Annotated in this window: 28 protein-coding genes and 1 pseudogene; 27 read left to right on the top strand and 2 right to left on the bottom strand. The window is 60.0% G+C overall.

The window, feature by feature from the left end; genetic code table 11:
• Window positions 1-433, bottom strand: a pseudogene (locus JWS10_RS04750) (hypothetical protein); the annotation flags it as partial.
• A gap of 359 nt (window positions 434-792) precedes the next feature.
• Between JWS10_RS04750 and JWS10_RS04745 the strand changes: the two are divergent.
• The 12 genes from JWS10_RS04745 to JWS10_RS04690 all read left to right on the top strand — a co-directional run bounded on the left by JWS10_RS04745 (window position 793) and on the right by JWS10_RS04690 (window position 8125).
• Window positions 793-921: a hypothetical protein gene (locus JWS10_RS04745; RefSeq protein ID WP_299505235.1), complete on the top strand. Its 129-nt coding sequence runs from the start codon at window positions 793-795 to the stop codon at window positions 919-921.
• A complete protein-coding gene (locus JWS10_RS04740) occupies window positions 918-1142 on the top strand; it encodes a hypothetical protein (protein ID WP_299505234.1) in 225 nt (74 codons plus the stop codon). The genes JWS10_RS04745 and JWS10_RS04740 overlap by 4 nt, the downstream gene beginning before the upstream one ends.
• A gap of 318 nt (window positions 1143-1460) precedes the next feature.
• Window positions 1461-1691, top strand: coding sequence for a helix-turn-helix domain-containing protein (locus tag JWS10_RS04735; RefSeq protein ID WP_299505233.1), 231 nt, complete (start codon window positions 1461-1463; stop codon window positions 1689-1691).
• Window positions 1688-2614 (top strand): ParB N-terminal domain-containing protein, encoded by a 927-nt coding sequence (locus JWS10_RS04730; protein WP_299505232.1) that lies wholly within the window; start codon window positions 1688-1690, stop codon window positions 2612-2614. Before JWS10_RS04735 ends, JWS10_RS04730 begins: the two co-directional genes overlap by 4 nt.
• On the top strand, window positions 2611-4770 hold the full coding sequence (locus JWS10_RS04725; protein ID WP_299505229.1) for a transposase domain-containing protein: 2160 nt from the start codon (window positions 2611-2613) through the stop codon (window positions 4768-4770). Before JWS10_RS04730 ends, JWS10_RS04725 begins: the two co-directional genes overlap by 4 nt.
• 55 nt (window positions 4771-4825) lie before the next feature.
• Window positions 4826-5623 carry an ATP-binding protein gene (locus JWS10_RS04720; RefSeq protein WP_299505228.1) on the top strand — a complete coding sequence of 266 codons (798 nt, stop codon included), beginning with the start codon at window positions 4826-4828 and terminating at the stop codon, window positions 5621-5623.
• Window positions 5620-6177 (top strand): hypothetical protein, encoded by a 558-nt coding sequence (locus JWS10_RS04715; protein WP_299505227.1) that lies wholly within the window; start codon window positions 5620-5622, stop codon window positions 6175-6177. The genes JWS10_RS04720 and JWS10_RS04715 overlap by 4 nt, the downstream gene beginning before the upstream one ends.
• Entirely contained in the window at window positions 6174-6560 is a 387-nt protein-coding gene (locus JWS10_RS04710) for a hypothetical protein (RefSeq protein ID WP_299505226.1), read from the top strand. The genes JWS10_RS04715 and JWS10_RS04710 overlap by 4 nt, the downstream gene beginning before the upstream one ends.
• The gene (locus JWS10_RS04705) at window positions 6557-6775 is read left to right on the top strand and encodes a hypothetical protein (protein ID WP_299505225.1); all 219 of its coding nucleotides are present in this window, start codon (window positions 6557-6559) and stop codon (window positions 6773-6775) included. Before JWS10_RS04710 ends, JWS10_RS04705 begins: the two co-directional genes overlap by 4 nt.
• Complete coding sequence (locus JWS10_RS04700; protein ID WP_299505224.1) at window positions 6776-7426, top strand: DUF3164 family protein; 651 nt, start codon at window positions 6776-6778, stop codon at window positions 7424-7426.
• A 4-nt stretch (window positions 7427-7430) separates the two neighbouring features.
• On the top strand, window positions 7431-7685 hold the full coding sequence (locus JWS10_RS04695) for a hypothetical protein (protein WP_299505223.1): 255 nt from the start codon (window positions 7431-7433) through the stop codon (window positions 7683-7685).
• The gene (locus JWS10_RS04690) at window positions 7682-8125 is read left to right on the top strand and encodes a regulatory protein GemA (RefSeq protein WP_299505222.1); all 444 of its coding nucleotides are present in this window, start codon (window positions 7682-7684) and stop codon (window positions 8123-8125) included. The genes JWS10_RS04695 and JWS10_RS04690 overlap by 4 nt, the downstream gene beginning before the upstream one ends.
• A gap of 17 nt (window positions 8126-8142) precedes the next feature.
• Here JWS10_RS04690 and JWS10_RS04685 read toward each other — a convergent pair whose 3' ends face one another.
• A complete protein-coding gene (locus JWS10_RS04685; RefSeq protein WP_299505220.1) occupies window positions 8143-8421 on the bottom strand; it encodes a hypothetical protein in 279 nt (92 codons plus the stop codon).
• A gap of 125 nt (window positions 8422-8546) precedes the next feature.
• On the opposite strand from JWS10_RS04685, the gene JWS10_RS04680 reads away from it, so the two are divergent.
• The 15 genes from JWS10_RS04680 (at window position 8547) to JWS10_RS04610 (ending at window position 21005) form a co-directional block, all read left to right on the top strand.
• Complete coding sequence (locus JWS10_RS04680; RefSeq protein ID WP_299505217.1) at window positions 8547-9173, top strand: MT-A70 family methyltransferase; 627 nt, start codon at window positions 8547-8549, stop codon at window positions 9171-9173.
• A complete protein-coding gene (locus JWS10_RS04675) occupies window positions 9170-9541 on the top strand; it encodes a helix-turn-helix domain-containing protein (protein ID WP_299505215.1) in 372 nt (123 codons plus the stop codon). The genes JWS10_RS04680 and JWS10_RS04675 overlap by 4 nt, the downstream gene beginning before the upstream one ends.
• A 99-nt stretch (window positions 9542-9640) precedes the next feature.
• Window positions 9641-10567 carry a peptidoglycan-binding protein gene (locus JWS10_RS04670; protein WP_299505213.1) on the top strand — a complete coding sequence of 309 codons (927 nt, stop codon included), beginning with the start codon at window positions 9641-9643 and terminating at the stop codon, window positions 10565-10567.
• Window positions 10568-10570: 3 nt separating this feature from the next.
• On the top strand, window positions 10571-11077 hold the full coding sequence (locus JWS10_RS04665) for a hypothetical protein (protein ID WP_299505212.1): 507 nt from the start codon (window positions 10571-10573) through the stop codon (window positions 11075-11077).
• Window positions 11074-11433, top strand: a complete 360-nt coding sequence (locus JWS10_RS04660; protein WP_299505211.1) for a DUF2730 family protein — start codon at window positions 11074-11076, stop codon at window positions 11431-11433. The genes JWS10_RS04665 and JWS10_RS04660 overlap by 4 nt, the downstream gene beginning before the upstream one ends.
• Before the next feature lie 4 nt (window positions 11434-11437).
• Window positions 11438-11740 carry a hypothetical protein gene (locus JWS10_RS04655; protein ID WP_299505210.1) on the top strand — a complete coding sequence of 101 codons (303 nt, stop codon included), beginning with the start codon at window positions 11438-11440 and terminating at the stop codon, window positions 11738-11740.
• 3 nt (window positions 11741-11743) lie between these two features.
• Entirely contained in the window at window positions 11744-12325 is a 582-nt protein-coding gene (locus JWS10_RS04650; RefSeq protein WP_299505209.1) for a phage protein Gp27 family protein, read from the top strand.
• Entirely contained in the window at window positions 12322-12576 is a 255-nt protein-coding gene (locus JWS10_RS04645; RefSeq protein WP_299505208.1) for a DUF2312 domain-containing protein, read from the top strand. The genes JWS10_RS04650 and JWS10_RS04645 overlap by 4 nt, the downstream gene beginning before the upstream one ends.
• Window positions 12577-12627: 51 nt before the next feature.
• On the top strand, window positions 12628-13023 hold the full coding sequence (locus tag JWS10_RS04640) for a hypothetical protein (RefSeq protein WP_299505206.1): 396 nt from the start codon (window positions 12628-12630) through the stop codon (window positions 13021-13023).
• 50 nt (window positions 13024-13073) lie between these two features.
• Window positions 13074-13379, top strand: a complete 306-nt coding sequence (locus tag JWS10_RS04635) for a helix-turn-helix domain-containing protein (protein WP_299505205.1) — start codon at window positions 13074-13076, stop codon at window positions 13377-13379.
• Between the two features lies 1 nt (window position 13380).
• Complete coding sequence (locus tag JWS10_RS04630; protein ID WP_299505204.1) at window positions 13381-16122, top strand: hypothetical protein; 2742 nt, start codon at window positions 13381-13383, stop codon at window positions 16120-16122.
• Window positions 16119-16436 (top strand): hypothetical protein, encoded by a 318-nt coding sequence (locus JWS10_RS04625; protein WP_299505203.1) that lies wholly within the window; start codon window positions 16119-16121, stop codon window positions 16434-16436. The genes JWS10_RS04630 and JWS10_RS04625 overlap by 4 nt, the downstream gene beginning before the upstream one ends.
• A complete protein-coding gene (locus tag JWS10_RS04620; RefSeq protein WP_299505201.1) occupies window positions 16436-18091 on the top strand; it encodes a hypothetical protein in 1656 nt (551 codons plus the stop codon). Before JWS10_RS04625 ends, JWS10_RS04620 begins: the two co-directional genes overlap by 1 nt.
• Complete coding sequence (locus JWS10_RS04615; protein ID WP_299505200.1) at window positions 18091-19716, top strand: DUF935 domain-containing protein; 1626 nt, start codon at window positions 18091-18093, stop codon at window positions 19714-19716. Before JWS10_RS04620 ends, JWS10_RS04615 begins: the two co-directional genes overlap by 1 nt.
• Complete coding sequence (locus JWS10_RS04610; protein WP_299505199.1) at window positions 19713-21005, top strand: phage minor head protein; 1293 nt, start codon at window positions 19713-19715, stop codon at window positions 21003-21005. Before JWS10_RS04615 ends, JWS10_RS04610 begins: the two co-directional genes overlap by 4 nt.
• Window positions 21006-21007 lie beyond the last annotated feature (2 nt).

Raw genomic sequence — 21007 nt, 5'->3', positions numbered from 1 at the left:
CAGTTTTTTTCGCATCCGTAAACGATAGGAAGCTTTCGTTGGGTTCAATAGCTTGAAGATGATCAGGAGCTAACCCTTCTGAGGCGAGCCAAGAGTACAAAAATGCAACTGGAGATGTCCCGCTCTTTTGCATTGCCGGATGCCAAGGAATCGGGAGATGCCCCGCACTTATCGCAAAATTATCTTGCAAGTTTGAATCGCCACCCTGTTCGGCGAACCCTTCGAAAACTCGCTTGGGACCGAAGTAACAGTCCAGTCCGAGGACGCGAGCCAAGTCCTGAAGTGATTGGAAACTATATCGTTTTTCTTCTCCGCGAGCGCTCCGCATATTCTTGATGAGCGATGGGTTCCCGACAGCCATCTTTGATGCCGCCGCATCGGACAAGCCGGTGCGAGCAAGTGCATCATCTATGGCTGAAAGTACGGGGTCCATGAACCCTATTAGCCCAAAATGGCTAGTCCAACAATATTAGCCATTTTGGGCTTGCCTATTATAGCCCACAATGGCTAATATGAGCCATGGATACGAAACACCCCCTAGTCGCGCTTTCTGAAGCGCTCGCGGCCCACGAAGGGGTCTCACATTTCGCCATTTCGATGCGCGCGACTGGATCAATGCGAGCAAAGGGCAAGGGAGATTTCTTCAAGCGATTGATGAATCCTCGCTTTGATTGCACCACCAGAACGTCTGACATGATGACAGCTTGGTTCGACGCCAACTGGCCGCGCGACCTTGAGTGGCCGCGCGACGTTCCCCGCCCCCCCCCGTAAATCAAAAAAGGAGGCCGCATGATGGCCCGCTTGCTTCGCGCTATGGCGCGTCTGGATGCGCATTGGACAGGTGACCTGATCGGTGCCGCCTGTCTTTTTGCTCTGCTGTTTATGGGGCTCTTTATCGGCCACGGGCTGGGTCTGAAATGAGCGCCCCGAACGCATGGATTGACCTGATCGGCCAGCTGCGGCTGGCACAGGTGGCAAGGCGCGCGATGCGCGATATTTCGGTGGGTCAGCCGATCCGCGATGCCGCCACGGTGGAATACAGCCGGGCGATGGATGCGATCTTTGGTCGCCTAGATCAGATGATGGAGCTGGGCCTGACGGGCCGAATTTCTGAGCTTCTGGCAAAGCGGGGGCGGGTGTGATGGGTGAGCTGCTTCTGTCTGTCCCCCGGCCGAAAGGCCCCCGCATTGAACGCTGCGGCGGCAAGGATTTTCACGCCATAGGCATCGTAGAAACTTCGCCGTTGTTTAAGTCTCGCCCCGAGGGGGAGATTTGGCTTCGGAAACATTTGTCCGGAGTGCCAGAGGCAAAGCGCCCGCAGTCTCGCTGGTGTATGTGCTGTCACAAAGAGTTCCAAAGCGAAGGCTTCCATCATCGCATGTGCGGCGGTTGCCGCTACAGCTCTGGGGGCACCGATACCGGCGCTTACCGGCTCATTCGCCCCAGCAAGCGGGGCTGATATGCACGCCGCCGCGCTTAATTCACCCCGCCTACAGCGCGCTTTGAAAGTGCTGTCCAACGGGCGTCCTCATACGACGCGCGACCTAGTTCGCAAGGCGCGGGTGATGGCGGTAAATGCTGTCATCTCGGAGCTGCGGCACCACGGCGCGGAGATCATCTGCACTCAGCAGTTCGTCGACGGCAATCGACGGTTTTTTTACACCATGACAAAGGCTCCGATCCAGAAATGAAGACTCCTATTGAGCGTGATGCCACGCAAGTTCCAGTCGCAGATATCATCGTCAGAAGCCGCCTGCGTCCGGTGTCGGAAGCTGCCGTCGAGAGCCTGATCGCTTCGATCGGCGAGCTGGGTGTGATGAAAGACGCGGTCCATCTGCGCAAGCGGAAGGAAGGGCTATTCTTGATGGCTGGGGCGCACCGTTTGGAGGCGGCTATTCGGCTCGGCTGGGACACGATCCCGGCCAAAATCTGGACAGATGTGACTGACGACTGGGCCTTGTTGATGGAAGTCGATGACAACATCGCCGGGGCGGAATTGAACCCGCTAGATACCGCCGTCTTCCTAGCGACGCGGAAGAAAATATACGAGCGGTTGCATCCAGAAGCCAAAGCCAAGTCAGGAGCGGCTCTTGCTGCCGCCCGCTGGAATGCGGCGGACATTATGTCCGTCGCATCGTTCGCAAGGGCCACCGCCGAGAAATTCGGGATCGACGAACGCCATGTGCGGCGGCTGGTTTCGCTTGGTGGCAGTCTTGAGCCGCAAGAGGCAGTGGACCTGCGCACGGCACCGCGTCAGGTGACCCTTAAAGACCTCGGCGACATAGCGAAAATGCCTCGGCTCGGCAAAGAGCGCATGGCGGTTATCGCCGCGCTTAATCAAGGCAAAGCGAAGAACGCGGCGGAGGCTTTTCGGGCGGTCAAGGCGGCAAACAGCGGCGTTCCACTGACCGTTATAGACCCCATTGAAGTGGCGTTTAAGGCGCTCTCTGCCCTATGGTCGCGCGCACCAAAAGCCGCGAAACGGCGCTTTGTGAGCGAGCATTTCGAAGAACTAGGCTTGCTGGGCGCAGAGGAAGAAGCGGCGCGATTTGAGATGGACCGCCCCCAACTGTTGGCAGAGATCGCCGCGACCTCGGGGGCAGCTGAGGAATGAGCAGCCCAATCACGCCCTCGCAGGAATGGTGGACAGCTGAGGAGATCGCTGTCGCGGCGCTTCCCGATCTGCCCGCCTCAAAGCGGGGTGTGAACATGCATGCCGAACGGCTTTGCTGGCGCGAAAATGGCCCCAACTCGGCCCGCCGCCGCGAGGGCAAAGGCGGCGGCTGGGAGTATAACTGGCAGCTGTTTCCCGACCGCGCCAAACGCAAGATGCTGCAAGCGGCTGCCGTGAAATCCGCTGCCCCTCAAGCCCCCGCTCGACAGTCCCGCGATGAGGCTTGGGAATGGTTTGAAGCATTGCCGCAGAGCGTCAAAGATAAGGCGCTGGCACGGCTGAAGATCATTCAGCAGGTCGAAGCGCTGGAAGCGCTGCAAGGGCGCGGTCGCCATATGGCCGCAGTCGATATCGCAAAAATTTCCGGCACCGGCACCCGCACGATCTGGACATGGTTTCAGATGATCGAAGGCGTGCGGTCAGATGACCGCTTGGCCTACCTCGCCCCACGTAATCGTGCGGCGGCGACTCGGGCGCGCGCCAAAGATTTCAGCCCCGAGTTTTTTGAGGTGCTGAAGGGCGACTTCCTGCGGCTGGGGCCTGTTCCCTTCGCTGACAGCTACCGCCGTTCAATACGCATCGCCGAGAAAAAGGGCTGGGATACGCTGCCAGAGCGCACAATGCGCCGCGTGATGGATCGCCGGGTATCGAAGGTAACACAGGTGCTGGCCCGTGAGGGCGTTGAGGCTTTGCAGCGCCTGTACCCGCCCCAGATGCGGGACAAGACGGCGCTCGCCCCGATGGAGGCGGTCAACGCCGACTTTCATAAGTTCGACGTGTTCGCCAGCTGGCCCGCGCCGAAGGGTGAAAAGCCGATCATCGGTCGCCCTCAAATGGTAGCCTTTCAGGACATCTACTCTGGGCGCATTTTGTCTTGGCGCATCGACGTCAACCCCAACTCCACGGCCGTGCAGCTCTGCGCCGGTGACATGATCGAAACTTGGGGCATCCCCGAGCACATCTTGTTGGATAACGGGCGCGAATTCGCCGCCAAATCGATCACGGGCGGGGCTGCAACGCGGTATCGCTTCAAGGTCAAAGAGGACGATATTCCGGGTCTCTTTACCTCGCTCGGAACCAAAATCCACTTTGCGACACCCTACCACGGGCAGGCCAAGCCCATTGAGCGGGCCTTCCGGGACATGTGCCGCAGCATCGCGCTCGATCCGCGTTTCGCGGGTGCCTACACGGGTAACAGCCCCCTTGCCAAACCCGAAGATTACGGCAGTCGCGCAATTCCGTTGGAGGAATTCGAGCGGGTGCTTGCCGAAGGGATTGAAGAGCATAACACCCGAGTCGGGCGCAGGTCTGAAGTGGCATGGGGGCGCAGTTTCGCCCAAGTGTTTGACGAAGCTTACGCAACAGCGCCGATCCGCAAAGCCACAGAAGCGCAGCGTCGGCTTTGGCTGCTGGGCGCGGAAGGAATTCGTGCCGATAAGAGCACGGGTGCGATCTGGTTCCAGCGCAATGAGTTCTACGCCGACTGGCTGCATGAATATGCGGGCGACCGGCTGATCATCCGCTTTGACCTCGCCGCCTTCCATGACGGCCTGCACGTCTATTCCGCCGACAACGCCTATCTCGGCTTTGCGCCCTGTCGTCAGGCTGTTGGCTTCTTCGACATGGACGAGGGTAAGTCGATCACCCGGATGCGCAAGGCTTGGATGAACGCCGAAAAAGCAGCTCTCGCGGCGCATCGCACCCTGACCGCTGCCGAAGTCGGACGAATGCTGGACGATACGGCGACCGCCCCGCTGGGCCCGGTCGGAAGCAAGGTCGTCAAAGGTGCATTTGGCAAAGGCAATGGCTTGCCGCAGCGGCCCCGCTCGGCCCCCGCGAACTCTGACGCCGAAGTGCATCAGGCGCAGGCTGTCATCATCGCAGATTTGGCCGCACGGCGGGCACAAGCAGCCCCGGCAGAAGAGGAAACGGCGCGCCAGCGCTTCAAGCGGATGCTTGAGCTGGAGCGCCGGATTGAGGCGGGAGAGCCCGTCACCAAAGAACAGCGATCAGCGCTGCAAGGCTACCAGACCAGCCCCGAATACATCGCCGAACGGTCGATGTGGAGCCAGTTTGGCGAAGCTTATTCCGGATGAGGAAAGCCGCCGAGGGCGTGGGGCCCTACGGCGGCGATAACAGGACGAGGACAGGATGACACAGGCGAACCAACCTATCAAGAACGTAGCCCCGCTGGCCAATGTGGCCCGCTTGCTGACGCTCGCAACCCGTCTGGAAAACCGGGCATACGGCCTTCCGGGCATTGGCTGTTTTTTCAGCCCGGCAGGATATGGCAAAACCACCTCCGGCATCTTCGCCACCAACGCGATCAACGCCTGTCACATCACGGCATTGCCGGTCGGGGGCATTCGCAGCCTGTTTGGCATGATCGTCGCCGAGCTGGGCGGACGCCCGACCGGAGGGGTGGCGGACCTGTTCCTTCAGGCGGTGCAGCTGCAACAGAAGACCAACCGCATTCTGATCATCGACGAGGCGGATCAGCTGCTGCCGAAGGGCTCGAAAGACCCGCAAGGCAAGGTCATCGACCTGCTGCGCCACTTGCACGACACAACAGAGGTGCCGCTGATCCTGATGGGCGAGGAATTGCTACCGCAGAAGCTAAAGCAATGGGAGCGCGTCCACGGGCGTATTCTTAGCTGGGTGGCAGCCGAGCCTGCGACGATGGAAGATATAAATTTTCTCGCGCCGATTTATGCGCCGGGCATCGCCATCGACAGCGATTTGCGCGCCGCAGTGCTGCACGCCTCGTCAGGGTCGCTGCGGATTATCTCGACCAATCTGGCCAATATGTATGAGTTCGCAGCCTCGAAAGGGCTGAAGAATCTGGGCCAAGGCGAGTGGGCAAACCGAGCCTTTCACACGGGTGAAGCTCCGATAGCGCGACCGCAACTGGGCATCATTGCCGGTCGCAGCCGGAGGTCTGCGGCATGAGCGGACCTACCTATACTTCAGCTGATGCGCTGGCGAAGGCAGAGGCGGCTTGGACCGTGGCCTTGCGGCTGCAACAGTTCGTCTTTGCCAATATCAGCTTTGAGGTTTCGACAACAATTCCGCACGCCATGCACATCGTCAAAGGCTGGGAAGCCGAAGGCAAGGTGCGCCGCATATCACCGCCAAAAGGTCGCCGCGCTTCGAAGCTGAATTTTGAAGTCATTCCGGAAGGCGAGATCAGGATCGCTCCGGTGGTTGGCGATGCTTATGAGCAGATGTGGACCATCATGCGGAAAAGCCGGGGTTTTTCACCGCCTGACCTGTTGTCGATGTGTTCGGTGCCGCTGACACTTGAGGAGGCTGGCTCCTACTGCCGGTTGCTGCTCACGGCGGATTATCTGCGTGTCGTGCAAAAGGCGATCCCGCCCACCAAGCCAGCAATTTACCGGCTGATCAACGCGACCGGGATCAAAGCGCCGCGCGGGCGCAGGCTCCAGTGCATCGTTGATCCAAACCTAGGCACGGCGACTCCGCTGGCGGAGGTCGGGCAATGAAGGTGCAAAAGCCAACGTCGCTTGAGGTTGCCCGCGCTGCATGGGGTGCGGAACTGCCCGATTGGGTTGAAACGCTGGCCATCGTCTGCGGAAGAACAACGCAGGGCAGGGTCGCCATGCAACTGGATCGCTCGGGTGCCTGTATCAGCCAAGTGTTGAACATGACCTATAAGGCCGACACTGCGCGGCTGGAAGAGCGGGTGCGCGGCGTCTTTATGGACCGGGTAATGGATTGCCCCGGCTTGGGCGAGATCGGCGCGCAGACCTGCCAAGACTGGCGCGACAAGGCCCCACATTTTGTCATGGGCAACCCACTGCGCCAGCGCATGCGCCGGGCCTGCAATGCCTGCCCGCGTTATCTTGCAGAGGTGGAAAAGACATGACCGATGCAGCGCTCCTGCCCATGAATGATCTGCTAAAACGCTGCTCCCGCGCATTGGGCAAGATCGACCTGCACGGTCGGCGCGGCGTCACGCTGGTGTCCATGGATGAGATCGAAGCGATGGCCGTGGTGCTCGCCACCTTTGGCCTCGTCCCTACCATGCCGGGGGAACAGCCTCCCGAAGTCCTCCTGATCAGCCCTTTAAAGGACCATTAAATGACCGCTTTCACGCCCGCTGAAATCCCCTCCGGCCGCACTTATCTAGGTGATGTCGAATATATGCCTGACGCCAAAGGCGCGATGGTTCCAGTCAGCCTGATCAAGCCGCAGCACCTTCTGGAAGACGGTTTGGTGCGCAAAGTGATGGGCCATGCCATCGCGCTTTCCGAGCAGGTCAGCCGTTTCAAAGAGCATACCTTTGACGATCTCGGCAGTTTTGAAGCGCTGTTGGCACAGGAATATGAAAGCACCGTGGGCGGCGCGAAGGGCAATAAAACCCTGACCACGCATGACGGGCTGTTCAAGGTATCGGTGCAAGTTGCCGATAACATCGTCTTCGGCCCCGAGCTGCAGATCGCCAAGGGTCTGGTCGATGAATGCCTGAACGAATGGGCGCAAGGGGCGCGCGACGAAATCCGCGCCATCGTCACCCGCGCCTTCAACACCGACAAGGCGGGCCAGATCAATCGCTCGGAAATCTTCATGCTGCTGCGGTTGGAAATTACCGATCCGCGCTGGATGCGAGGGATGAAGGCGATCCGCGATGCCATGCGCGTCGAGGGGTCCAAAACCTATGTTCGCTGCCACCGCCGCACGTCGATTGACGGTGCGTGGCAGGCGGTCACTATCGATCTGGCGAAGGCGTAGAGCGATGAGCCGCGAAGCCTGCCAGTTTTCCGTACCCGTGTATGCGGCTGATCGCGGGTCGATTGGCCAGCACTTGGCCGAAGCCAAAGGCAAGATGGACGACATGACGCGCTTCACCGTCAGCATCACCCACGAAGAGGTGCATCTGCGAGTCGAGGGGCGCGAGGGTGCTTGTTTCGTCGTCGATATCAATGTGCTCATCCGCCAGTTCGGCGAGGCGGTCGAGCAGGTGCTAGGTAAAAAGAAGGGGACCAGATGACCGCCAACACCGTCCTGAAAACCATCCATGTTGCCTGCCGTGATCTTGGCATGGATAACGACACCCGCCGCGATCTGCAGCTGCTGGTGACGGGCAAAGAGAGCCTCGCCACCATGACGCCTGCCGAGCAACAGGCGGTGCTCGACGCGCTGAAGGCGCGCGGGTTCAAGCCCTCGGCCGGGAAGGCCAGCCGCACCTATCGTCGTCCAGCCACGCGCGGTGACATCAAGTTTTGCCATGTGCTTTGGGGCAAGCTCGCGCGGGCGGGTGCGGTAGATCTGCCGGGGGCAGCGGGTCTCAATGCCTTCATCCGCGCCCGGTTTGAGAAGGCTTGGGGTGCGGTGCCCTTCGACATCGATGGCTTACGCGACTGGAAGCAGATCGCCACGGTGATTGAGGCGCTGAAGGCGATGTGCGGGCGGGCGGGGATAAAGCTGTGATAGCAGATCGCGCTTATTCACTCACGCGGCGGCAGCCCATTCAGAACATTCCACGCTCCGCGCAGCTGGCTGCGAATTGGCAAGTTTTCGCCAAGGTCAATTTGTGCCTCAATTTTTTTGCACAGCGTTTGATAGCTAACAACTTTGCCGGTCAAGAGAAGGTCCATCACAACGTCTGCAACGGCCGCGCGCCACATGTCCCGGCCCTCGTTTTCCAAGTCGGATTCTTGCTTCTTCAGCAGTTGAGCGACGTTCTTGTGCATCGGATTCGTCCATTGGGGATGGCAATAGCCCAAGCTGGTAGGAGCCTAAGGCGTTGGCACAGCCATCGATACAGCTGGATTTGCATGAACTGTCCAATAATTTGCTTGGTCTTAGAATTTGGGCGGTTTTTGGGCGACAGAGGCAGGCTGTGAACCCGATGGCGGACATGTTTGGGCATATTGGTCCGGTTGCGGTACCGCGTCCCGTTTCAGCTGACCTGATCAGTCCATTCCGCGATCTGCGCCCGGCCGGTGGCTTTGATCTGATCATGGCGGATTTCCCGTGGCAGTACGAAATGCGCTCCGATCTCGGCTACGAGAAATCGCCTCAAGCCTATTATAAGACCATGTCGATCGATGAAGGCAAGGCAATGCCAGTCGAGTTGCTCGCGGCGCGCGACTGCTTGCTGTGGTTCTGGGCAGTCGGGCCGATGCTACCGCAGGCGTTGGAGTTGATCGACGCGTGGGGCTTCACCTTCAAGACCAGCGGTCATTGGGTCAAGCAAACGAAAAACGCCCGCCAGACCTTTGGCACCGGTTACATTCTGCGCAATGCAGGCGAGCCGTTCCTCATCGCCACACGCGGGGCCCCGAAGACAACGCGGTCTGTGCGCAACACGATCTTCGGGCTTGCCCGTCAGCATAGCCGCAAGCCCGAGGAGTGTTTCCGCGAGGCCGAAAAGCTGATGCCGAATGCGCAACGCTGCGAACTCTTCAGCCGTCAGCAGCGCGCCGGTTGGACGTGTTGGGGCAATGAAGCAGAAAAGTTCGGTGGCGATCCGTGAACATCCCGCGCCCGCCTGCCCATCTCGAGGCTTATGTTACAGCCCTTGGAGCCGAACTCGCTGTTCGGTTCTTTTTGGCATTTGGCGGGGCAGAGTTTTACGTGGCCAAGAACCCAAAAGGTAAGGCACTTGCAATCGAAACGATTGGCATGGACGGCTTGCGCGCCTTGGCGGATGTGAAAGATCGGCTGCCGGCGCGGGTGCCGACCGCCAAGCCGTGGATCGCGCAATACCTCTTCACCGTTGAGGGCTTGTCCAAAGCGGATATTTGCCGCAGGCTGCACGCGTCAATGCCGACCGTCACCCGCTGGATTGATAACGGACCGCAGCGCGGCTGGGTCGACCCACGTCAGCACTCCCTGCTCTGATCTCCCTACACACCGTTGTAGGTGAATTTGACCCCCCTTTGCATCGCATACTGACCGGGAACGCGCGAGCTTGGCTCGCCTCATTTCCCGAGGACAGTCATGCAAACCAGCGCCCAAGGTATCGCCGCCCTAGAGCTTGAAGAGGGCGTCGTGCTGCGCGCTTATCGCGATAGCGTAGGGGTTTGGACCATCGGCGCTGGTCTGACGGCAGCCTCAGGTGTCGTGAAGCCCAAGGCTGGCATGATCATCACCAAAGAACAGGCGACTGCGCTTTTGCAAGAGGCGCTGCGGTCCAGCTACGAGCCAGCCGTCCAGATCGCCATGACAGACGTCGTTGGATCGAAAGTCACCCGTCCCAATAAGTACGAATTCGATGCGGGCGTCTCGTTTCACTGGAACCTTGGCAAAATCAAAACAGCCACTTGGGTCAAGCTATGGAAGACTAACGCCGCGCGCGCTCAAATTCGCGCAAGCCTGATGCAGTGGAACAAGGCGGGCGGCAAGGTTCTGCCGGGCCTGACGGATCGACGTTCGCGCGAAGCAGATATGCTGCTCGATGGCAAATACCGCGCGGCTGCCCTGCCGACGCCCGTAGCCGGATTCGCACGCTGGGGTCTCCTGCTATCTGGGGCCGAAACTGCCGCCGCCCGCGCTGGGTTCAAGGTCTTAGGGTATGATCCGGGCGCGAACATCAACGCGATTACCGAAGCCGCCGCGCGCAAGTTCCAAGGCGATCACGGTCTGACCGTCGACGGCATCCTCGGCCGTGCGACCCTGAGTACGCTGCAGCGTCGCCTTGATGCGCGCGCCAAGACCGTCGCGCCCGCACTTGCCGCCGCAGCCACCCTGCCAGCCGCTGCAACCGGCCTCGCCGATCAGATCACCAGCCTGCCGTACTCTGGCGACGCCAGCATGGTGGGCCTCGCGCTTTGGGGCGCGTCGCTCGCGTGGCGGTACCGCGATGTCATCGCCGCCCAAATCAATCCCAGCTTGCCGCGTGTTGCGGCCATCCTTCGGAGCTTCTGATCTATGACGCCACTTATCGCTCTTGCCCTCAAATCCGGCCTGCCTTTCATCGAAAAGCTGCTGTCCGGAAAGATTGGCGATCAAAACGGTCAGCTGACATCGGCAGTTGTGCAGGCCATCGCCGACAGGATTGGGGTGCCGCCCGCAGAATTGCCTAAGGCAATGGAGGAAATGCCCGGACGGGTTATTGAGGCCATGCGTGCTGTCGAAACCGCTGCCCCCGAGATGATCGCGGCCTATGATCGCGACCTTCAGCTGCAACTGGCGACGCTTGCCGCCGAGCAGGATGAACCGACTTGGATGCGGGCTTGGCGACCGGCTGGCATGTATTTGCTCGGCTTCCTTTGGCTGTGGAATACGGTCCTGTTGCACATCGCCAACGCGATCTGGAAGACCGCTCTGCCGCCGATGCCGTTCTCCGATCTTATCCAGTTAAGTGGCCTTTACATGGCCCTTTATATGGGCGGTCACACCGTCAAAGACGTCGTTAAAACGTGGGTGGCCAAGTGACGCCTGACGACACCTCCGTACAGGTCCTGATCCTTTGGGCGCTGGCCCTCTCGACTTTTGTCAACCTTGCGACGGTCGTTTGGAACATTTTCAGCGGCCCATCGAAGAAAAACGGCGTGCGCCTCGACTCGTTGACGGTCGAAGTAACCGCCATCGGACAGCGCGTCAGCATGATGGATCAGCAGCAACAGTCCGGGCCGTCAAAGAAGGACGTGCATGAGCTGGAGCTGACCATGATGCGGCTTTCGGGCGCTCTCGACGTGATGAACGTCAAACTGAGCTCCCACGGCGAAATCATGGAGCGGGTCGAAGCCACCGTCAGCCGCCACGAAGAGCACCTCCTGCGAAAGTCTTGATGCCATGAATTACGAAAACGACGTTGTGCGCCCTGACGCACGACTGATCATCCTGAAGGCGCTGTCAAAGCAGGTGGATGAACGCCTGCATTCGGGCTTTATTGCCAAAGAGTTATACCAGCTTGGCATTGACCGGCCCCGCGAATGGGTTCACGGCGAGCTTGATTGGCTCGAGCAAATGGGGGCCGTCACCCTGTTTCGGGCGGATTCCGTTGTCATCGCCACGCTGACCGAAAAAGGCGCGCGCCATATGCGCCGCGCCATCGTCATTGAGGGCATTGATCGCCCCAGTCGTTCGGGGGAATAACCAATGGCGATCGGGCGCGGGCGGCTATCGTCATTCCAAACCATGCCGACCGAAGCCGAAGGCATCGTGTCTTGGGCAGCGAAAGAGCTGACCACGCTCGAGCGCACCCAGACCGATATTTATGCCGAGTTCGTAAGCAAGTGCGAAGCGCTGATGGCTGAGCATCGGGGCGAGCTGGAATTCACCATTCCGGCCTTCAGCAGCTTCAACCGCTATTCGATCCGGTTGGCCCGACTGTCCAAGCGCCTGAGTGAAACCAGCGAGATCGTCGCCGTTCTGGCCGATAAGTTCGACGCGAAAGCCAGCGATGATCTGACCGTGCTGACCGGGGAGACCATCAAGGCGCTGGTGTTTCAGATGCTTGGCGATGCCGACAGCATGAAGGCCAGCGATGCCATGATGCTCGCGAGCGCCTTCAAGCAGGCGGCGCAGGCCCAGCACATCAGCAGCGATCGCCGTCGCAAGCTGGAAACCGAGTTCGCCAAGAAAGTGGAGACCGCCGTCGATACCGTCGCCAAGGCAGCCGGCATGACGAAGGAAACCGCTGAGAAGATCAAATCCGAGATTTTGGGAGTGCAGGCATGAGTAACGTCACCGAAGCCTACAGCGTTACCTCCGAAGAGCTCCGCCAGTTCATCGAGCGCGCCGAGCAGCTGGCCGCTGAAAAGAAAGACGTGGCTGAACAGGAAAAAGAGCTGTTCGCCGAAGCGAAGGGCCGGGGCTACGACACCAAGGTAATGCGCCGCGTCATCGCTCTGCGCAAACGCAAGCCCGACGAGATCGCCGAGGAAGAGTCGATCATCGAAATGTATAAAGCCGCGCTTGGGATGCAGTGAGCGCCGCCTGCTGAGCCAAATCTTCACTTAAGCCCCAAAGGGATACCATCAATGCAATTCTCACCCCGCGTCCGTAACGCTGCCCTTGACGCCATGGAAGCCTTAACCGGCGCTAGTCCCACCCTTGAACTTCGTACTGGGTCGATGCCCGCGAACACCGGAGTCGCAGACAGCGGCACGGTGCTAGCCACTATGGTTTTGCCTTCTGACTGGATGGCGAATGCCTCTGCCGGGGCGAAGGGCCTATCGGGCGTCTGGCAAGACCTCAGCGCCGACGCAACTGGGATTGCGGGGTATTATCGCATCAAGGGCGGCGGCGTCGTTGACTACCAAGGCACCGTTACCGGCACCGGTGGCGGTGGTGATATGACGCTGGACAACATCAACCTCGCGATCACGCAGGCGGTCAGCATCACCTCCTTCACGTTGAACATCGGCGGTGCTTAGTGAAAACGACTGTTTGCCCATGCTGCGGATCAGTGGTCTCGGCAAACATTTTGGCCGATGAGGTCGAGTTGGCTGATGTCATCGACCATACTGGATTTCAGCGTAAGCCGGCGTTTTTGTTTCTCATGCTGTTCAGGTCAGCGGGGCGAATAGTCACCAAGACCACGTTGCTGGATATGTTGGACTTTCAAATACCCAGCAGAGACGCCAGCGAAATGGCCCTACGAAACACAGCTAAGTATTTGAAATTACAATCACGCGGCTTCCCTTTCAGAGTGGTCGCATCTTATGGCCTCGGCTACCGGCTAGAATTGACCGATGCCAACTGGCACTGGCGCGACGCAAAGAGGAATTGACATGGCCGCTGCACTTTTCGCAAGCGTCAATGGCAACGGCTGGTCAGTCACCTATCCATCGCCGCCGACTTTTGCGCCTGCCACTTCGCCCGAGCTGTTCAGCGTCACCCGCTCCGGGTTTGATGACACGGGCGCGCCGATCAGCTTTTTGGATGATTTGCTCTGCATGTCGCGGATACGCCAACCGTATTCCAATCAGGCCAGTCTAACCGCCGATCAAGTCGCGCTTTCCGAACCAATCTACATTGGCGATCTCATAGCGGGCGGCGCGGTCAACAACTCCACGCGGCTTGCGCCCTTGGCAATTCCGAAGTGGCTCAATCGAGATCGGGAAGTATGCGCCGCCAATACATTCCGCGCCCGGCTGGCGGTCGGTCATGCTCACGCTCGCGCCGGACGGGCCGTCCGCGCAGTCAAATTCATTGCCACCGATGGCACGACGACGGTCACGCAAACAGTTACCGCCATGTCGGTTGCCTTTTATTCCGCATCAGGTTTTAGCGTCCCGCACTATGCCGCCGATCTGGACTTCACCGGGTTTATCGCAGGCGCGGCAGTCACAATTGACGCGATAATTTATCCTTGGGTCGGTACTGCCTTTCAAGCCTCGGTGGATGGCAGTGTTTATCCTTCGCCGAACTTTACGACGCTTCTGGTCCTGAACAACCGGACGGGCAGCTATGGTCAGCCCTTCGCCTATGTCGATGCAACTCTGGGCAATGACAGCACGGGCGTGGCCTCTGCAACGGCGGCAACCGCTGCGGCTTTGCCATTTCTAACCTGCGCTGCGGCGTGCCTTGCGCTGCGCACCTTTAGCAATACCAACTATGCCCGCAATTTCGTAAACAACTGCATCGTGCGCCTCGTCGAAGGCACGCATGTGATGAATACGGTTTTGCGGACAAACGGGCCAACAAACGCTTGGCCCTTGATCATTGAGGCCGCCGATCCGACTAAACAGCGCACCACGATCTTGCAGGACAAGGGCTCTACTCAGACAAGCAGCCTACCAAACCAATGTGTTTTCAGGAATATCACGCTCAAGCGCGGGGCGACGGGGGCCATAGGCTTTCTCGATAACGCCGCCGCCAACCTGACATTTTCGACGATGATGGCGTTTGAAAATGTCCACTTCGACGCAAGCGGTTTTGTAGCCTATGACAGCTGGATTTACCGCACTGGGCTTTGCTTTTTCATAAACTGCACGCAAACGGCTTCGGTCGGTCAGGCGCGTCCTACGGGTGTCACCAACAAGGCCGTTATCACGATTGGGTGCGACGGCAGCTTTACCGACGCCAGCACCACGTATTGCATCCTTGGGTCTAAGATTATCGGCGGAATATTCGACTTGGCTGGCACGACGGGCATCCCGGCGAGCTTGGGAACCATGGTCGGCTGGTCGATGATGATGGCGACGACGGACGGCGGAAGGTGCATATCCACAAGTGGCGTTATTGGGGCGCGCGGCTTTGCGATCCTTGGTGTGGTTTGCGAGCAGTCTGGCGGCGTCACCAGCGCAGTGGTTACGCTCAATGCCGACGGCAACGTCAACCCTGTCGAAAACCTGCTGATCATGTGTGACACGATGGTCGGTGCTAGAACCAATATGGCCTATCAGGACACCGGTTCTGTCACCGTTCAAAAGCATGTGGTGCATAAATTTTGCAGCCATGACGAATACAACATGAAGTCGGACACCTTTGGGACCAACGCCGCTCTGGTCGGCAATTGGTCGGTGATCTACAAGGCATTGGCGCGCGGCAACGCAGCCCGGCGCGGCGACACCAACACCGCCACGGCTCCGGGGGTCGGACAGTGGATTGGCGAGATTTCCGCTCTTGGCGATATTATGGGGACCAACGCAGCGCCGCTCAATCTGCCTTGGGTCAATGACAAATCATTCTTAGGCGCGGGCGGCGGTGGTGGCGATTACACGCCAACCGCAGGAACGCAGCTGCCATTGATCCCGGCAGGTCAAGCGCCTTGGAGCCATGATTTCATGGGGCGCGCGATCCCGAACGACGGCACGGGTCTGGCAGGCGCGTTGCAGATGGTTGCGGCGACGGGATCAATCGGCACTGGCGCGGGCACGGTATCGCTCGACGGCGCTGCGGCCGGGCGCGCGCCGGTGGCAGGCGGTGCCGTTGGAACTTTGCCACTGACTGGAGCCGGTACCGGCGCGGCCCCCGCAGTTGGGGTGGGCGCGGGCGCGATACCGCTGGCTGGAGCCGGAGCGGGCGCGACTCCTGCAGCCGCTGTCGCAGCCGGCACAATACCGTTGAGCGGAGTTGGTGTCGGTGTTGCTGGGTCGCCCACGGGTGCGGTCGGGGCCGGGACGCTCCCGCTGGACGGTGGAGCAGTTGGCACCGCAAAGGTTAAGGCGGTTGCGGCCGGCGCCCTTTCCCTCGGCGGGGATGTAGTTGGCTTGGCCAAAGTCGCGGGCGTTGCGGCAGGTGACGTTTCGCTTGGCGGGATCGCAGCCGGCACGCCACCGGGTCTTTCCCCCATAGCGGGCGGTGGGATCGGCAGTCTCGACGTTGCGGGTTCTGGGCAGGGCAAAGCCCCCGTAAAAGGGGGAGCAACCGGAAGCATCGGCCTCACCGGCACATCATCGCCCGCACCGCTGATCGATTGGGATCGATTGCTCGCCACCCACACCCCTACGCGGCTCTGCGCCGATGCCCAACCCGTGGCGTTCCTAGCCGACGCCCGACCGTCAAAACTTTTGGAGACAGCCGCATGAAAGCCGCAAGTGCCGTAGAGATTTATCGCAGTGTTGGCGACGGCGATCCGATCTTGGTGGACCTCAAGGTTCTGATCCAAGCGGGGGAGGTGAGCGTCATCGATACCGCGACGGCCGCGTTGCGCGTTAAGATCGCCGATACCGTTCTGATCATCAGCGGCACGGCGCTTGGATCGGGCACCGGCATCTGGGCTTTCTCGCCGGTTGGTCTGCCGGCAGCACCTGGCCGGTTGCAATTCTCGGTCGCCGTCACCGTCGATGGCTACACCTACACCCATGGGCGTGGCCTGCTTGATTTGGCGGATAAAGTTTGATGGGCAACACGCTGACCGCCACTGAATGGGAAGACCAGCGTCGCGAGGCGATGGCCGCGATGCCAGACGTTATCGCCGAGGTGGGTTTGCCCAAGGTGCTGCTGCCCTATCAGGCGCGCACCGTGAAGCTGCTCGACGGCACATGCCCGGTGCTGTTTGTTGAGAAGTCGCGCCGGATTGGCCTGACATGGGGGCTTGCCGCCTATGCCGTTATGCGCGCTGGTCGTCAGAAAGCGGCGGGCGGCATGGATGTGATGTACATCTCATACAGCCGCGAGATGACGCGCGAGTTCATTGACGCCTGCGCAATGTGGGCGCGGGCCTTCGAAGTGGCTGTCGGCGAAGTTGAAGAGACGCTGTTTGACCAGGACGATGCAGACAAGGCGATCAACGCCTTCCGGATCAAGTTCGCCTCTGGCTTCGAGATCATGGCGCTGTCCTCCGCCCCACGCGGCCTGCGCGGCAAGCAGGGCGTGATCATCGTCGACGAGGCTGCATTCGTGGACAGCCTGAAGGAGCTCTTGAAGGCGGCACTGGCGTTCCTGATGTGGGGCGGTCAGGTTATCGTTTGCTCGACGCATGACGGCGTCGACAACGAGTTCAACGCGCAAATCCAAGACATCCTCTCGCTGAAGTCGAAGTTCCAGCATATCCGCATCGACTTCGATCAGGCCCTGACCGAGGGGCTCTACCAGCGCATCTGCCTTGTCACCGGCAAAACGTGGACGCCTGCCGCCGAGGCGAAGTGGCGGCAAGATATCATAGACTTTTACGGCGACGGTGCGGACGAGGAATTGTTCTGCGTGCCGTCGCTTTCCTCCGGAGCATGGTTGCCCGCCCCACTGATTGAAGCGCGCATGACGGTCCAAACGCCGGTGCTGCGGTTGGAGTTGCCCGCCGATTATATGTTCCGCTCGCGGCTCGATCAGGCGTCGGCAATGGCCCCCTTCATTGAGGAGCTGCGCGCGCAGCTCGCCCAGCTGGACCTCGCACCGCAGTTTGCCTTCGGCTTTGACTTTGCCCGCGTGGCCGACCTTACAGCAGGTAGTTTAATGGCCATTGAACAGCGTCTTAAACGCCGCGAAGTTTTGGCGTTTGAGTTGCGCAATGTGCCGGGTGTCGAGCAGAAACTGATTGTGCGGACTATCTTTGAGCATGTGCGTTCTCGGCTGATTGGCGCTGCCTTCGACGCCACCGGCATGGGCTGGACCGTGGCCGAGGATTTGGGTCGCGAGTTTGGTTTGCGCGAAGACCCCGAAGGCTCGGGTATTGTCATCGCGGTGAAGTTTTCCGAGGAGTGGTATCGGCTGCACATGCCGCCGCTGAAGGTCGCGTTTGAAGATGACATGCTGGCACTGATTGCCGACGCCGAGCACTTGGCCGACATCCGCGCCATCAAAATCGTGCGCGGCATCGCCCGTGTGCCGGCATTGCGCGAAGGCAGCACGGGCAAAAAGCGCCACGGTGACCATGGGATTGCCATCGCTCTGGCGCATTGGGCGAGCCGCTTGCGTTTTGTCGAATACCATTATCAGGCCGTTTCGCGTCCCAACGCAGGCACGGGCCCGACCGATTATACCGACCTGCCGAACGAAGATGACAGCGGTGGCGGCTATCGCGCGCCGTTGGGCGCTGGCCTAAGAGGAAGCATTTGATGAAATCCCCCGTCCTGCTCGATGCCTATGGCAGGCCCTTCGCCCGCCAATCGCTGACCCAAGAAGTTGCGGGCCCCACGCTTGGCGGCGTGCGCAGCCCGATTTCTGGCTATCCGGGCGATGGGTTAAACCCACTGCGTTTGGCCAACATCTTGCGCGAAGCCGACGTTGGCGATCCGATCCGCTACCTTGAGTTGGCCGAAACCATTGAAGAGCGCGATCTGCACTATCAGGGCGTTTTGGGCACCCGCCGCCGCGCGGTCAGTCAAATTGAGGTCAAGGTGGATGCCGCGTCGGATTCGCCCGAGCATGAAAAACATGCCCAGCTGATCCGCGATTGGCTAAAGCGCGACGAGCTGCAAGACGAGCTGTTTGATATCCTGGACGCGGTGGCAAAAGGCTACAGCTTTACCGAAGTGACCTATGATCATTCGGAAGGGCAATACTCGCCCCGCTTAGTGCGCCGCGATCAGCGCTGGTTCCGCTTTCATCGCCGGGATCTGGCAACGCCGCTTTTGATCACAGAAAACGGCCAAGAGGAGCCGCTGACACCAGCCAAGTTCATCTTCTGCCGGATGCAGGCGAAATCGGGCTTGCCGATGCGCAGCGGCATTGCGCGCGGTGCGGCTTGGGCATGGATGTTCAAAGCCTTCAGCCAGCGCGACTGGGCGATCTTCAGCCAGACCTATGGCCAGCCGGTGCGGGTCGGCAAGTTCGGGCCCGGCGCTTCCGAGCAGGATAAGGCGACGCTGTTTCGCGCGGTGGCCAATATCGCGGGTGATTGCGCGGCGATTATTCCCGAAAGCATGTCGATCGACTTCATCGAAAGCGGCAACGTCGGGGCCGGTCACAGCATGTACAAAGAGCGCTGCGACTGGATCGACATGCAGATCTCGAAAGCGGTCCTCGGCCAGACGGCGACGACCGATGCTGTGACCGGTGGCCTTGGCTCCGGAGCCGAGCACGGCGATGTGCGCAAAGACATCAAGCGCGCCGATGCGCGGGCGCTCGCAGCCACCCTCAACCGCGATCTCGTGCCGATCTGGGTACAGATGGAATATGGCCCGCAAGCGGCATATCCGCGTTTGCGCATCGAGGAGCCGGAAGAGGAAGATCTGAAAGCTCTGTCTGATGCTTTGGGGCCGCTGATTGATCGCGGTCTTGAAGTCGAACAGGCGACGATCCTTTCCCGATTTGGCCTGCCTGAACCCAAAGCGGGGGCCAAATTGCTCCGTCCGGAGGGTGCGGGTGCGGTGCCCGCCGACCCTAACGATCCGAATTCAAAAATTAAACGGGTTCCAGACGTTATTAAACGGGTTGAGGGTCAAACAGCGCCAACGCCCGCCCTACAGACAGAAGGCCCCTTAGCGGGCAAAAAACAGGGGGTGTCGGCTGAGAGCCTGCTGACCGATCAGATGGCAATAGAAGCCGCGCCGGCGATGGATGCAATCGTTGCGCGGGTGGCGGACATGTTCGCCGTAGCCACCAGCTTTGAGGAACTCCGAGCGATGCTGGCCGAGGGCTTTGACAAACTGCCATCTGCCGCACTGGCGGCTGTTTTGGCGCAAGGGTTCATTGCAGCCAATCTGGCCGGAAGGGTCGATGTGACGGAGGCGAGCGATTGACCGTTCTCAGCGCGACTTTTGGATCGCCGTTCCGCGAGCAAGTTGCAGCGCTCCGGTTGCGGCTGGCCAATCCGGTTCCGACCCAAGCTTGGGACGATCTGCTCCATGACCAGCATGAACGGGCGTTTGTTATTGCGGGAGCGATGAAAGCTGATCTTCTGGCTGACCTCGCTGCGGCCGTCGATCGTGCTGTCGTCGAGCATCGGTCCTTTGACAAGTTCAAGGCGGAGTTTCTCGCCACGGCGGACGCCCACAATTGGCGCGGTTGGACTGGTGATACGACGGAGAAGGGCCGGGCTTGGCGGGCGCGTGTGATCTACCGCACCAATATGGCGACGTCTTATGCGTCCGGGCGTATGGCGCAACTCGTCGACGGCAAGTTCAAGTTCTGGGTTTACAGCCACGGCAACGCGATGGAGCCACGCCTGCAGCACTTGGCTTGGGATGGCGTCGCCCTGCCGCCCGATCATCCGTTCTGGCAAAGTCACGCCCCTCCGAACGGCTGGGGCTGCACCTGCAGCGTTTATGGCGCAAACACCGCAGCCGGCGTCCGCCGCATGGGGGGCGATCCGGACAAACTCTTGCCCGACGGGTGGCAGATGCCAGACCCAAAGACCGGCGCGCCGCGTGGCATCGACAAAGGCTGGGATTATGCTGTGGGTGCCAGTGTCTCGGATGACATCGCCCGTGCGCTTGGCAAAATACCGAACCATCCTGCAGCGATCGGCGCTGATCTCGCGGCCAGCCTGCTGTCTAAAACTGCAACCGAGCAGCTGGTTGCGCAGTTCGATGCGTTCGTTACCAAATCGCTAAGCTCGTATGTCGAGCAGAACTTTATGATCGTCGGAGCCCTGAAGCCGAATTGGGTGGCAGCGGCCAAGCTACAGAACATTCAGATCGCCTCGGCAGAAATCGCAGTGACCGATAAAAACATCCAGCACAGTTTCCGGGGCACGCTGGACGTCACGACGCCGAGCACGAAGGCAAAGCATCCGGGTCAGGCTCCAAAGGTCGCTCCGGTGGATTTGGCATGGTACCGTCAGCTTCCTGCGCATTTGCAGAGCCCGGACGCGGTGCTGATTGACACGTCGAAGGCGAAGCCGACGTTCATTCTGATTTTCGACATACCGCCAAACCACGCCAAGCTTGTGATCGAGATTGGCTCTGACCTCTCGAAAGCCGCGCGCATCCTCAACACCGTTCAGTCGGGCAGGATCGTGTCAGCGCGAGATCTGAAAATCCAGCTGGGCCAAGGCATGATCCAGATCGAAGGCCGCGCAATCGAATAAGA

Source organism: Cypionkella sp. (genome assembly GCF_028290025.1).
GTDB lineage: Bacteria > Pseudomonadota > Alphaproteobacteria > Rhodobacterales > Rhodobacteraceae > Cypionkella.
Note: the sequence above shows the minus strand (reverse complement) of the source record. Positions and strands in the feature narration are given on the sequence as shown.

Bases quoted from the DNA above. Each gene is read 5' to 3' on its own strand.
- JWS10_RS04735 (WP_299505233.1), top strand. From the start codon at position 1,461: ATGCACGCCGCCGCGCTTAATTCACCCCGCCTACAGCGCGCTTTGAAA.
- JWS10_RS04665 (WP_299505212.1), top strand. From the start codon at position 10,571: ATGACGCCACTTATCGCTCTTGCCCTCAAATCCGGCCTGCCTTTCATC.
- JWS10_RS04730 (WP_299505232.1), top strand. From the start codon at position 1,688: ATGAAGACTCCTATTGAGCGTGATGCCACGCAAGTTCCAGTCGCAGAT.
- JWS10_RS04615 (WP_299505200.1), top strand. From the start codon at position 18,091: ATGAAATCCCCCGTCCTGCTCGATGCCTATGGCAGGCCCTTCGCCCGC.
- JWS10_RS04650 (WP_299505209.1), top strand. From the start codon at position 11,744: ATGGCGATCGGGCGCGGGCGGCTATCGTCATTCCAAACCATGCCGACC.
- JWS10_RS04640 (WP_299505206.1), top strand. From the start codon at position 12,628: ATGCAATTCTCACCCCGCGTCCGTAACGCTGCCCTTGACGCCATGGAA.
- JWS10_RS04740 (WP_299505234.1), top strand. From the start codon at position 918: ATGAGCGCCCCGAACGCATGGATTGACCTGATCGGCCAGCTGCGGCTG.
- JWS10_RS04670 (WP_299505213.1), top strand. From the start codon at position 9,641: ATGCAAACCAGCGCCCAAGGTATCGCCGCCCTAGAGCTTGAAGAGGGC.
- JWS10_RS04655 (WP_299505210.1), top strand. From the start codon at position 11,438: ATGAATTACGAAAACGACGTTGTGCGCCCTGACGCACGACTGATCATC.
- JWS10_RS04620 (WP_299505201.1), top strand. From the start codon at position 16,436: ATGGGCAACACGCTGACCGCCACTGAATGGGAAGACCAGCGTCGCGAG.
- JWS10_RS04690 (WP_299505222.1), top strand. From the start codon at position 7,682: ATGACCGCCAACACCGTCCTGAAAACCATCCATGTTGCCTGCCGTGAT.
- JWS10_RS04700 (WP_299505224.1), top strand. From the start codon at position 6,776: ATGACCGCTTTCACGCCCGCTGAAATCCCCTCCGGCCGCACTTATCTA.
- JWS10_RS04625 (WP_299505203.1), top strand. From the start codon at position 16,119: ATGAAAGCCGCAAGTGCCGTAGAGATTTATCGCAGTGTTGGCGACGGC.
- JWS10_RS04725 (WP_299505229.1), top strand. From the start codon at position 2,611: ATGAGCAGCCCAATCACGCCCTCGCAGGAATGGTGGACAGCTGAGGAG.
- JWS10_RS04720 (WP_299505228.1), top strand. From the start codon at position 4,826: ATGACACAGGCGAACCAACCTATCAAGAACGTAGCCCCGCTGGCCAAT.
- JWS10_RS04715 (WP_299505227.1), top strand. From the start codon at position 5,620: ATGAGCGGACCTACCTATACTTCAGCTGATGCGCTGGCGAAGGCAGAG.
- JWS10_RS04645 (WP_299505208.1), top strand. From the start codon at position 12,322: ATGAGTAACGTCACCGAAGCCTACAGCGTTACCTCCGAAGAGCTCCGC.
- JWS10_RS04630 (WP_299505204.1), top strand. From the start codon at position 13,381: ATGGCCGCTGCACTTTTCGCAAGCGTCAATGGCAACGGCTGGTCAGTC.
- JWS10_RS04710 (WP_299505226.1), top strand. From the start codon at position 6,174: ATGAAGGTGCAAAAGCCAACGTCGCTTGAGGTTGCCCGCGCTGCATGG.
- JWS10_RS04680 (WP_299505217.1), top strand. From the start codon at position 8,547: ATGGCGGACATGTTTGGGCATATTGGTCCGGTTGCGGTACCGCGTCCC.
- JWS10_RS04695 (WP_299505223.1), top strand. From the start codon at position 7,431: ATGAGCCGCGAAGCCTGCCAGTTTTCCGTACCCGTGTATGCGGCTGAT.
- JWS10_RS04745 (WP_299505235.1), top strand. From the start codon at position 793: ATGGCCCGCTTGCTTCGCGCTATGGCGCGTCTGGATGCGCATTGGACA.
- JWS10_RS04705 (WP_299505225.1), top strand. From the start codon at position 6,557: ATGACCGATGCAGCGCTCCTGCCCATGAATGATCTGCTAAAACGCTGC.